The 11,302-nt window shown below is 72.4% G+C and carries 11 protein-coding genes; 7 read left to right on the top strand and 4 right to left on the bottom strand.

Annotated features, from left to right (window positions below; translation table 11 throughout):
• Positions 1-1,033: ATP-binding SpoIIE family protein phosphatase (locus tag ASD62_RS04560; RefSeq protein ID WP_056914946.1), on the top strand; the 1,033-nt coding region annotated here is incomplete at its 5' end.
• 107 nt (positions 1,034-1,140) lie between these two features.
• Here the strand turns inward: ASD62_RS04560 and ASD62_RS04555 are convergent.
• On the bottom strand, positions 1,141-2,898 hold the full coding sequence (locus tag ASD62_RS04555) for a VCBS repeat-containing protein (RefSeq protein ID WP_056914945.1): 1,758 nt from the start codon (positions 2,896-2,898) through the stop codon (positions 1,141-1,143).
• A gap of 262 nt (positions 2,899-3,160) precedes the next feature.
• Between ASD62_RS04555 and ASD62_RS20035 the strand changes: the two genes are divergently transcribed.
• The 3 genes from ASD62_RS20035 (at position 3,161) to ASD62_RS04545 (ending at position 4,777) form a co-directional block, all read left to right on the top strand.
• Positions 3,161-3,319 (top strand): hypothetical protein, encoded by a 159-nt coding sequence (locus ASD62_RS20035; RefSeq protein WP_157581328.1) that lies wholly within the window; start codon positions 3,161-3,163, stop codon positions 3,317-3,319.
• A 161-nt stretch (positions 3,320-3,480) separates the two neighbouring features.
• Positions 3,481-4,230, top strand: a complete 750-nt coding sequence (locus tag ASD62_RS04550) for a hypothetical protein (protein ID WP_056914944.1) — start codon at positions 3,481-3,483, stop codon at positions 4,228-4,230.
• 67 nt (positions 4,231-4,297) lie between these two features.
• Positions 4,298-4,777 (top strand): hypothetical protein, encoded by a 480-nt coding sequence (locus ASD62_RS04545; RefSeq protein WP_056914943.1) that lies wholly within the window; start codon positions 4,298-4,300, stop codon positions 4,775-4,777.
• On the opposite strand, the gene ASD62_RS04540 is transcribed toward ASD62_RS04545, so the two are convergent.
• Positions 4,774-6,993, bottom strand: a complete 2,220-nt coding sequence (locus ASD62_RS04540; RefSeq protein WP_056914942.1) for an MMPL family transporter — start codon at positions 6,991-6,993, stop codon at positions 4,774-4,776. The two genes, ASD62_RS04545 and ASD62_RS04540, sit on opposite strands and share 4 nt — an antisense overlap.
• Positions 6,994-7,188: 195 nt before the next feature.
• On the opposite strand from ASD62_RS04540, the gene ASD62_RS04535 reads away from it, so the two are divergent.
• Genes ASD62_RS04535 through ASD62_RS04525 form a run of 3 tightly spaced genes read left to right on the top strand, consistent with a single transcriptional unit; the run spans position 7,189 to position 10,430 of the window.
• Positions 7,189-7,758, top strand: a complete 570-nt coding sequence (locus tag ASD62_RS04535; RefSeq protein WP_056914941.1) for a TetR/AcrR family transcriptional regulator — start codon at positions 7,189-7,191, stop codon at positions 7,756-7,758.
• A gap of 10 nt (positions 7,759-7,768) precedes the next feature.
• Positions 7,769-8,143 (top strand): DUF805 domain-containing protein, encoded by a 375-nt coding sequence (locus ASD62_RS04530; protein ID WP_056914940.1) that lies wholly within the window; start codon positions 7,769-7,771, stop codon positions 8,141-8,143.
• A gap of 10 nt (positions 8,144-8,153) precedes the next feature.
• Positions 8,154-10,430 (top strand): glycoside hydrolase family 3 N-terminal domain-containing protein, encoded by a 2,277-nt coding sequence (locus tag ASD62_RS04525; protein WP_056914939.1) that lies wholly within the window; start codon positions 8,154-8,156, stop codon positions 10,428-10,430.
• Between the two features lie 100 nt (positions 10,431-10,530).
• On the opposite strand, the gene ASD62_RS04520 is transcribed toward ASD62_RS04525, so the two are convergent.
• Positions 10,531-10,887, bottom strand: a complete 357-nt coding sequence (locus ASD62_RS04520) for a VOC family protein (protein ID WP_056914938.1) — start codon at positions 10,885-10,887, stop codon at positions 10,531-10,533.
• Positions 10,888-11,033: 146 nt separating this feature from the next.
• Positions 11,034-11,302: hypothetical protein (locus ASD62_RS20560; RefSeq protein WP_235530624.1), on the bottom strand; the 269-nt coding region annotated here is incomplete at its 5' end.

Here is an 11,302-nt window from a genome sequence, read left to right as displayed (position 1 = left end):
GATGGCCGCCACGGTGATGGGTCAGGTCCGTGCCGCGGTGCGAGGCGCTGCCCTGGCCAACAGTCGGCCCGAGGCGGTCATGGGGGCCCTGGACCGGGTGGTCTGGGACCTCGACGCCCTGTGGCCCGCGTCCCTGCCGCTCGGGACCACGCGGGCGCGGCCCGGCATGTCCTTCGGTGGCGAGCTGTTCGTCACGATGCTCTACGCCACCATCACGCCCGAGACGGGTGTCGTCGAGATCGCCAGCGCCGGGCACCCCCTGCCCGCCCTGCTCTCCGGTCGGGCGGCGCGCGAGGAGGGCGCCCCGCGGGGGCGCCTGCTCTCGATGCCGGTGGGCCCGCCCCTGGGGATCGCCGGGGCCCGCCCGGCGACGACCCTCGTGCTCGAGGTCGGCGACATGCTCGTCGCCTACACCGACGGCCTGCTCGAGCGTCGCGGCGAGGACCTGGTCCAGGGGGAGGCGCGACTGCTCGACGTGCTCGCGGACGTGCCCCCGAGCAGCCCGCGCCGGGTCGCCCAGATCGTCATGGAGGCGATGGTGCCCGTGGCGGGTCAGGAGGACGACTGCGCCGTCCTCACGGTCGGTCGCTCGCCGGCGGGACACCGGCGGTGCACCATCGTCGTCCCGCCCATGCCCGAGTCGGTCAAGGCCGCCCGCGACTGGGCCCGCGCCCAGCTCACGCAGTGGCACGTCGGGGAGTCCGACCAGTACACGATCGTCACGGGGATCTCCGAGCTCATCACCAACGCCGTGCTGCACGCGGGCACCGAGTCCCACCTGACCATGGACCTGGACTCCGGGCAGGTCTCCGTCACGGTGGCCGACAGCGGCAACCGTGGGGAGCCCCTGCTCACCGGGGGCGAGTCGATGGCCGTGCGCGGACGGGGCCTGTCGCTGGTCCGGGCGATCAGCGACGCGTTCGGCTCGCACCGCACGTCGGCCGGGACCACGGTGTGGTTCGAGGTGGTGGTCTCGGCGCTCCCCGGCGAGCAGGGCGTCGACGAACCCGTGCTCGGTGAGCCGGTGCGCTGAGCCGGCCGCGGCCCGCCCAGCGCACCGACGACGGGGATGCCCCCCTCAGCGCATCCCCGTCGGCGCCCGCCCTCGGCGGGCGCCAGCTGGTGGTCGGACGTCCGCGGTCAGCGGACGCCCACGACGAGGCCGGCGGAGGACCAGTCGCTGCCGGAGACCTGCCGCCCGGTGCCACTGGTCAGTGCGCCCGTGCCGGTGCCGTACCAGGCGAGCCAGCGACCACCGGTGGTCAGGCCGAGCAGGTCGGACCGCTGGTCCCCGTTGAGGTCACCGGCCGCGACGATGCTGGTCAGCGCCGGCAGACCGCTCGTGAGCTGCGTGCGCGTCCCGACCCAGCCGCCCTTGCCGTTGCCCTTGTAGAGCCACAGCGTGTCGTCGGGTCGGTGGACGACGAGGTCGGCGCGACCGTCACCGGTGAAGTCACCGGGGGAGAGCACGAGGTCGTAGCTGTTCCAGCCGGTGCCGACGAGGGAGGTGCCGGAGAAGCCGCCCTTGCCGTTGCCCTTGTAGAGGTACATCGCCCCGTCCGGTCGCACACCGATCACGTCGGCGCGGCCATCACCGTTGAAGTCACCGGGGGAGAACAGGGATGAGTAGACGTTCCAGCCGGGTCCCCAGGCCGCCGGCGGCGCGAACGTCGCGTTGCCCGTCCCTCGGTGGAGGCGCAGCACGCCGGCGGCGGTGCGGCTGATGAGGTCGGGATAGGCGTCGCCGTTGAAGTCACCCGGGGCGACCAGGCCGTTGACCCCGGACCAGTTCGTGGCCAGCACCCGACCGTAGGGGTCGGAGGCCGAGTCGCTGAGGGTGAGCCGACCGTCGTTGAGGCTGAGCAGGTCGGAGTCGATGGTGGAATCGAGACCGAGGGCGATCGGCTGGGCCGCGTGCGCCCGGATCAGCGCCCGCCAGGTCCTGGCGTCGGTCACCCCGGTGGCAGGCACGCTGTTGCGCTTCTGCCAGGCGACCAGCGCGCTGGTGGTGGAGCTCGTGAACGACCCCGTGGCGCTCGCACCGATCGCGGACTGCACGGACGTCACCGCGGGTCCCGTGCTGCCCTGCTTGACGTACATGCCCGAGATCGAGACCAGGCGCTTGCCCAGCGTCGTGGCGGTCGGGAGGGCCTGCACCGGCGCCAGGGACTGGCAGCGGGTGTGGTTGGCCGTCGTGCTGGGGCTGGCCCAGTTGGTCATCCACGTGCGGCACGGTCCGTACTCGGGTGCAGCGACCTTCTTCGACCAGTAGGAGCTGCGCTTCATCGCGCCGGCCCACGACAGCGAGATGTGGACGTGGTTGCGGTGGCACGTCGTGTCGTAGGTGCTGCTGGCCTTGGATGCAGCCAGGCAGCCGTTGTACTCCTTCCAGCCCTCCGCCGGACGGTAGGCCGACCAGGACCTGTTGTTCCAGATCAGGTACATGACGCCGAGGCGCCTGGCCATCGCGTACGGGTTGCCGGCCTTGTCCTTGGCGAGCATCCAGGCGACCGCGGCGTTGGCCTGCGCCTTCTGGGTCGCGTTGCGGCTGTTGGCCATCCAGTCGACGGCGCGGCCGTCGTAGTGCTCCGAGGTCGCCAGCGAGTCGGACGCGCAGGCGCGCGCCGAGCCGTAGCTCGTGCCCGGGTAGGTCTTGACGAGGAGGGCGCCGAGGGCGGCGCTGCCGGGCTTGGTCGAGGCGTCGCAGGAGTTGGCGCCGACGTACGACGCGAGCTCCTCGACGCCCGAGGGGAGACCGGTCGGGGTGGGTGGGACGGCCGTCGCGGCGGAGGCGGCGGGGGCGCTCGCGGTGGCGGCGGTGGTCAGGAGGCCGCAGAGGAGGGCGGCGACGGCCAGCAGGATGCCGGCGGACCGACGGGGGCGGGGGGACGAGGACATGACGACAGCTCCGGGGGGTTTCGCGTGTGGGGGAGACGCGCCTGCCAGTTTGTGGCATTTGGGTGCCCTCGACGGCGGTTCGGGCCCGGATGCATCCGTTCGCGGGTTGCCCTACCTCATACGAACGGGTGAGACTGTCCGCAGAATGGTTGAGGTGACCTGCTGCGGCGCGCCGCCCCACCATCACGAGCTGCATGCTCAATGCTGCGCGGTAGACCCAGATCGGCGACGACGCTGATCCCGCAGAAGGGTAGGTGTGGACATGTGGCAGCTTTTCCTGGAGCGCTTCATCCCCGTCATGGAGGACGACACCTCGGTCCTCGACGTGCGTGACGGTGTCGGTCCGGCCCTCGGATCCTGGATGACCGGTGCCGACACGCTCGGTGCAGCGCTGGGCGACACCTCCGCCCTCACCGCCTGACCGTCCCCACCGTCTGACCGTCTGTCCGCCCGCCCCGGGCGCACCTGTTCCACCCCGCCCCGCCGCGTCCCGGCGAGCCGGTGGCTGCGTCCGCAGCCCCGCCGATGCAGGATGGGACGACCGCGGGCACCGCAGCGCCCCGCCGATGGACGGAGTGCGTCATGGGTTTCCTCGACCGACTGCTGGGCCGCGAGGCCCGCGACACCTATCCTCCCCAGCGCAGCTCGCCGCCGTCCCCGGGACCCGGACCGGCGTATGGCGCCCCGCCTGCTCCCGCAGCGTCCCCGGACGACCAGGCCGTGGCCCGCTACCGCTACCTGCTGCGGACCGCGCCGCCGGAGGCGCTCGAGCAGGTCCACGCCGAGGCGTTCGCCCGACTGACCCCCGAGCAGCGACGTCAGGTGCTGGCCGACCTGTCGACCGACCTGCCGCCGGGCGAGCAGCCGCCGACCGACGACCCCGGCTCGATGGCGCGGTTCGCCACCCGGGCCGAGCTGCGCCGTCCCGGGTACCTCGAGCAGGCGTTCGGTCGCAGGCAGGCCGGAGGGACGGGTATGGGGTCGGGCATGGGGACAGGCATGGGGATGGGCGGCACCTTCATGGGTTCGATGATGGGCACCGTTGCCGGGGTCGTGGTCGGGTCGATGGTGGCGGACGCCCTGTTCGACGGCTTCGACTCCTCGCCCGAGGCGGCCTCCGCCGGTGACGGCGTCGCCGCCGACTCGAACCCGGACACCTCGGCGAGCGGTGACACGGTCGCGGACACCGGCCAGTCCGACGACGGTGGTGGAACGGACTTCGCGGGAGGCGACTACGGCGGCGGGGGTGACCTCGGCGGCGGTGACTTCGGTGGCAGTGACTTCGGTGGAGGTGACTTCGGCGGCGGCGGCGACTTCGGTGGGGGATTCTGACCCCGCAACCGGAGGAGACGCACCGAACCACCCGCTGGGGCGCGCGGACGCGCCATACCCTGTCCGCATGGCCGTCGTCACGATCAGCACCCTGACCCCGAAGGCGGAGGTCCTGCCACGCGTCTGCGTCAAGACGGGCGTGCCGACCGGTGACCTGGTCCGTGTCCGGGGGCGCGCCGCCCCGGACTGGGCCGGTGCGACGATCCTCTTCGGGCTGGTGGCGTGGTTGTTCGTCAGCTCGCTGTCCTCGCGGTCCTACGACCTGCTCGTGCCGTTCCGGGCCGAGGCCTGGCGTCGTCATCGCACGCTGCGGACGGCGTCGCTGGCCACGCTCTGGTCCGGGGTCGTGCTCGCGGTCGTGGTCGGGGCCCTCGGGGGCAACGGTGGTCTGATGCTCCTGCTGACCGTGCTCGGGCTGGCCCTGCTCGTCGTGAACGACTGGCGCAACAGCTGCGGGGTCCGTCTGGGGCGTGACGGTGGGCTGGAGCTGACCCGCGTCCACGACGAGTTCGCCGCGGCCGCGCGCCGCTCGGCGATGCGCTCCTAGCCCTCGACGGCCTCGGCGAGCTCGCGCGGCGCCGTCCGGTCGACGTCGTCGCCGGCCGGGACCGGCGGCAGGGTCTCGCCCTCGATGTCGACGCGCGGCAGCACCCGGTCGAGCCAGCGGGGCAGCCACCAGGCCGCGTCGCCCAGGAACGACATGATCGCGGGGACCAGGGCGAGCCGGACGACGAACGCGTCCACGAGCACCCCGAACGCGAGGGCGAAGCCCATCGACTTGATGATCGGGTCGTCGACGAGGATGAAGCCCGCGAACACCGAGATCATGATGAGCGCTGCGGCCACGACGACCCTGGCCCCGTGCCCCACACCGGACACGACCGCCTCGCGGGAGCCCTGGCCGTGGACGAAGTCCTCGCGCATCCGCGAGACGAGGAAGACCTCGTAGTCCATCGCGAGGCCGAACAGGATGCCGATGAGCAGGATGGGCAGGAAGCTCACCAGGGGCCCGGGCGTCTGGACGCCGAGGAGGTCGGCCAGCCAGCCCCACTGGAAGATCGCGACGGTCGCGCCGAAGGTCGCCCCGACGGTGAGCAGGAAGCCGGCGGTCGCCTTGAGCGGTACGAGCAGCGACCGGAAGACCAGGGTGAGCAGGACGAAGCTCAGCCCGACGACGACGAGCAGGTAGACGGGCAGGGCGGCACCCAGCTTGTCCGAGACGTCGACGCCGGCGGCCGTCGCCCCGGTGAGGGCGATGTCGGTCCCGGTCGCCGTGGCCGTCGGTGCCACGCCGTCGCGCAGGGCCCGCACGAGGTCGAAGGTGGCCGCGTCGGAGGGGCCGGACGCGGGGATGACCGCCACGAGCGCCGTCCGACCGTCGGCGCTGGCCCCTCCCGGGGCGACGGCGACGACGTCCTTGGTCCTGGCCATGACGGCGCTCGCCGCCGTGACGGCCTGCTGGACCGAGGCCGGGTCGTCGCCGTGGACGACCATGACGAGCCGACCGTTGAAGCCTGGACCGAAGCCTTCGGCGATGAGGTCGTAGGCGGCCCGCTTGGTGGTGCCGACGGGGGCGGTCCCGTCGTCCGGGAGGGCCAGGCGCATGTCGGCGGCCGGGAGCGCGACCGCGCCCAGCAGCACGACCCCGCCCAGGATGACGGGGATGCGCCGCCGCACCATGGTCCGGCCCCAGCCGAACCCCCGGTTGGACTCGGAGTCCTGGCGACCACCGGCGCCACCGGAGGCGGCGGCCCTGCGCTGGGAGCGGGGGAGCACCCGGTCGCCGGCGAACCCAAGCAGGGCCGGCAGCAGCGTGACGGCGACGAGGACGGCGACCGCGACGGTGCCGGCCGCGGCCAGGCCCATCGCGGTGAGGAACGGGATGCCGACGACGGACAGGCCGGCGAGGGCGATCACGACCGTGAGGCCGGCGAACACCACGGCCGACCCGGCGGTGCCGATCGCCCGACCGGCGGCCTCCTCCCGGCCCAGCCCGGTCGCGAGGTTGTGGCGGTACCGGGAGGTGATGAACAGCGAGTAGTCGATCCCGACCGCGAGGCCGAGCATGAGCGCGAGCACCGGGGTGACGCTGGTGAGGTCGAACGCGTGCCCGGCGAGCAGCAGCCCGAGCAGGCCGACACCGACCCCGATCAGGGCGTTGACCATGGTCATGCCGGCGGCGACCAGCGAGCCGAACGTCATCAGCAGCACCACCAGGGCGACTGCGACACCGATGGCCTCGGTGGAGCCCACCTCGGGTTCGGTCATGAGCGGCTCGCCGCCGGCGGCGACCGTCCAGCCCGCCGGGGCGGCCTTCCCGAGGTCCTCGTATGCCGTGCGCTGCTCGGGCGTGAGCGCGTCGGAGGTCTCCTTGAACTGCACCGTGACCAGGGCGTAGCGGCCGTCCTGGCTGATCGCCTTGGAGTCGTAGGGACTCACGGCGCCGACGACACCGGGAAGGCCGGACGCCTTCGCCACGATTCCTGCCACCGTGGCCTGGTTCGCCGGGGTGGCGACGCTCTGTCCCTCGGGTGCGCGGACCACGACGGTGCCGGCAGCGCCGCTCGCCTGCGGGAACTCACGGGCGAGGGAGTCCAGCGCGCGCTGGGACTCGGTGCCGGGGATGGCCACCCCTGCGGTGGGCGCGGTGCCGACCGAGACGACGGTGGCCACGAGGGCACCGAGCAGGACGAGCCACACCGAGGCGACGACGCCGCGACGGCGGAAGCCGAGACGTCCGATCCGGTACAGAAGGTTGGCCATCGGTGAGCTCCCCGTGGGTGCGTGCGTGCATGCGGGCGGGCCGGCCCGGGTGGACGGCCACCCATCAAGTTAGTCGATCGGCTAGGTCAAGACAAGCCGATCGGCTAACCATGCTGCTACTGTGGCGGCCGTCACGGCCGACGAGCGGTCGGGACCGCACGACACTCGGCCCGGGCGGCCGGAACGGGAGACGCGATGGCCAGGCCGCAGGCGCCAAGGGGTCAGGGTCGCGCCCGCGTGCTCGCGGCGGCCCTGGAGCTGTTCGCGACCCAGGGCGTGAGCGGGACGTCCCTGCAGATGATCGCCGACCACCTCGGGGTCACGAAGGCTGCCGTCTACTACCAGTTCCACGCCAAGGAGGACATCGTCCTCGCCGTCGTCGAGGGCGCGGTCGAGCAGCTGCGCGGCCACATCGAGACCTCCGAGGCGGCGCCGACTGCCGAGGAGGCGACGGTGCTGGCGCTCGACGGGCTGATCGACGTCGTGCTGGCCCACCGACAGGTGGTGGCCTCGATGCTCAGCGACCCGGAGGTGGAGCGGATCCTCGCGGCCCACGAGGACTTCAACGACCTCACCACCCGGCTCGGCACCCAGCTGCTCGGACCCGAGCCCAGCCAGCGGCGCGTCATCGCGGTGCCCGTCCTGGCGCTGGGCATCGCTCACGCGGGGGCCGACCCGCACCTGGTGGACGTCGACGACCAGACCCTGCGTGCCGAGATGCGGCACCTCGGCCGGGTGCTCGTGGACGCCTCGCGGTCGGCCTAGCATCGGGGCCATGAGCTTCGCCGCGTCCATCCGCACCGTGCTGCGCCGGTACGCCGAGTTCGAGGGGCGCTCGGGCCGGGCCGAGTTCTGGTGGTGGGCGCTGTTCAACGTCCTCGTCCTCGCCGCGATCGACGTCGCGACCGGAGGCGGCGTCGACAACCCGACCGAGGGTCTGGGTCGCGCGCTGGCCGGGGTGTGGAGCATCGCGGTCCTCCTGCCCAACCTGGGGGTCACGGTGCGGCGCCTGCGCGATGCGGGATACCGCTGGACCCACGTCTTCTGGCTCCTGGTCCCGGTGGCCGGCGTGGTCGTCCTCGCCACCTTCCTGGCGAGACCGACGAAGGATGCCGCGCCCGACCCGGTGAGCAGCCCCGCCCCGGCCTAGCATCGTCGGCGTGAGCGAAACGCTGCCGTACCTCGACCCCCAGCTCCCCGTCGCCGAACGCGTCGCCGACCTCCTCGGGCGGATGACCGCGCAGGAGAAGGTCGGGCAGATGATGCAGCTCGACGCGCGCGAAGGACTCCCCGAGCACGTGCTGTCCACGCACGTGGGGTCGATCCTGCACGCCTCGCCCCAGCGGTTGGCCGAGGCGCACGAGCTGGTCGCGCGGACCCGGCTCGGCATCCCGTTGCTCGTGGGGGAGGACTGCATCCACGGGCACTCGTTCTTCAAGGGGGCCACGATCTTCCCGACCCAGCTCGGCATGGCGGCCTCGTGGGACCCCGTCCTCGTCGAGCGGGCAGCGCGCGCCACGGCGGTCGAGGTGTCGGCGACCGGCGTGCACTGGACCTTCTCGCCGGTGCTGTGCATCGCCCGCGACCTGCGCTGGGGGCGCGTCAACGAGACGTTCGGGGAGGACCCGCACCTGCTGGGTGAGCTCGCGTCCGCGATGGTGCGCGGCTACCAGGGCGACGGGCTGGACGACCCGACGGCGATCCTCGCGACGGCCAAGCACTTCGCGGGCTACTCCGAGACCCAGGGCGGCCGCGACGCCAGCGAGGCAGACATCAGTCGGCGCAAGCTCCGGTCCTGGTTCCTGCCGCCGTTCGAACGGGTTGCGAGAGAGGGCTGCCGGACGTTCATGCTCGGGTACCAGACCATGGACGGCGTCCCGATCACCGTCAACGACTGGCTGCTGGGCGACGTGCTGCGCGGCGAGTGGGGCTACACCGGGACGCTCATCACCGACTGGGACAACGTCGGCCGGATGGTCTGGGAGCAGCAGGTGCAGCCCGACCACACGCACGCCGCTGCCGCTGCGGTGAAGGCCGGCAACGACATGGTCATGACGACGCCGCAGTTCTTCGCGGGGGCGCTCGACGCGATCTCCCGGGGGCTGCTGTCCGAGTCGGACCTGCACCCCGCGGTCAGCCGCATCCTGACGGTGAAGTTCGAGCTCGGGTTGTTCGAGGACCCGCGCCGACCCGATCCCTCGCGCCAGCGCGAGGTGATCGCCACGGCGTCGCACACCGTGCTCAACCTCGAGGTGGCACGGCGCTCGCTGGTGCTGCTGCGCAACGACGGCGCCCTTCCGCTGCGGGACGCCTCGCGTCCCACCCATGGTGGTGCGCGGCGGATCGCGGTCGTGGGACCGCTCGCGGACGACGCCCAGACGCAGCTGGGGGACTGGGCCGGTTCGTCGGGGCAGGCTGACTGGATCCTCGAGGGTCACCCGCGGGAGATGATCACGACCGTCCTGGACGGACTGCGCGCGGCGGTGCCGGACGACTGGACGGTGAGCCGGGCGCGTGGCGCCGACATCCTCACCCTGGCGCCGGACCCGTCGGGCGAGTTCTTCCCGGACGGGCAGCCACGTCCCCAGGTGGCGGTGCCGAGTCCTCCCGACCCGGCGCTCATCGAGGAGGCCGTTGCGGCTGCGTCTGCCGCGGACGTCGTGGTCGCCGTCGTCGGCGACCGCATCGAGCTCGTCGGTGAGGGGCGCTCGACGGCGACGCTCGAGCTCGTCGGCGGTCAGGTGGCCCTGCTCGATGCGCTCGCCGCCACCGGGACCCCGATGGTCGTGGTGCTGTTGGCCTCGAAGCCGTTGGTGCTGCCCGACTCCGCCCTCGACGCCGCTGCGGTGGTGTGGGTCGCCAACCCGGGTATGCAGGGTGGCCGGGCCATCGCGGAGCTGCTCCTCGGCGACATCGAACCATCGGGTCGGCTGCCGATCTCGTTCGCCCGTCATGCCGGTCAACAGCCGACCTACTACAACCAGGTGCGCGGCCAGCACGGCGACCGGTACGCAGACCTCACGCAGCGCCCGGCGTTCGCCTTCGGGGAGGGACTGTCGTACACGACGGTGGACTACTCCGACCTCGTGCTCGACGCCGACTCGGTCTCGGTGCCTGTCACGGGTGACGGGACGGTCTCAGGTCGAGTCACCTTGTCCAACAAGGGATCTCGGCCGGCCCTCGAGACGGTCCAGGTCTACGTGCGCGACCTCGTGACGTCGGCCAGCTGGGCCGACAAGGAGCTCAAGTCGTTCACCCAGGTGCGGGTCGAGCCGGGTGCCTCGGTGACGGTGGACGTGGCGGTGCCGGTGTCGGCCTGCTCGATCGTGGACGCCTCGGGTCGCAGGGTCGTCGAGCCCGGCGGGTTCGAGCTGCTCGTGGGGCCGTCGTCGCGGGACGAGGTGCTGCTCCGCGCGGCGTTCGAGCTGACGGGCTGACGGGCTGACGGGCTGTCCCGGGCGTCCGGGCCGGGCTTGTGCGTCGAGCGTCGGGCATCCGTGGCCGAGCGTCCGAGGACGGGCGTCGGGGTCGGGTGGCTCAGCTGAGGCAGAGACAGAAGGGGTGACCGGCCGGGTCGAGGAACACCCGGAACGTCGTGCCCGGCTGGTGCTCGTGCTTCGTCGCGCCGATCTTGAGCACTTCGGCCTCGGCCACGTCGAGGTCGTCGACCACCACGTCGAGGTGCATCTGCTGCGGCACGTCCTGACCGGGCCAGATCGGCGCGCGGTAGTTCTCGACCGTCTGGAAGCAGATGCACTGCCCGTACTCCGCGCGCACCTCGAACCAGCCGTCCGAGTCGGTCACCTTCCAGTCGAGGAGGGTGCCGTAGAAGGCGGCGAGCGTCGCGGCGTCGGGGCAGTCGAGGACGATGCTGGGGTATCGGGCGATGGCCATGCCCGCACGGTATCGACGGTTGCGGACACTTCGCGTCCGAATAGGCCAGCGATCCGGCACCCCAGGTGTCGGGGTCCGCATCACGATCCGTGCGCTCGCCCGTCGGCGTGCCGCCTCGTGCGCCCCGACGGATGGGGCCCCGGTACTCAGGGCGTGGACCAGGGGCGTTCTCCGGGTGTCGTGGGTGGGTCGGTCTCCCAGGGGATGAGTCCGTCGGAGACGATCACGAGTCCTGTTCCGTGTGACTTCGTCCTGCGGCCGCTGGTCCGTGAGCGCGTTCTTCTCGGGCTCGGGATGGAGCCAACGGTGTTGCCGGGTGGCGTGCCGTGGGTGAGCTCGTGGTCGGAGGGGAGGGCGAGGTCGTTCCAGGTGATGGGTCCGCCGCTGGGTGGTTGGTAGGTGCCTGCGGGTATGT

This window comes from Phycicoccus sp. Root563, assembly GCF_001427915.1.
Classification (GTDB): Bacteria; Actinomycetota; Actinomycetes; order Actinomycetales; family Dermatophilaceae; genus Pedococcus.
This window is presented reverse-complemented; position numbering and strand designations above follow the sequence as displayed.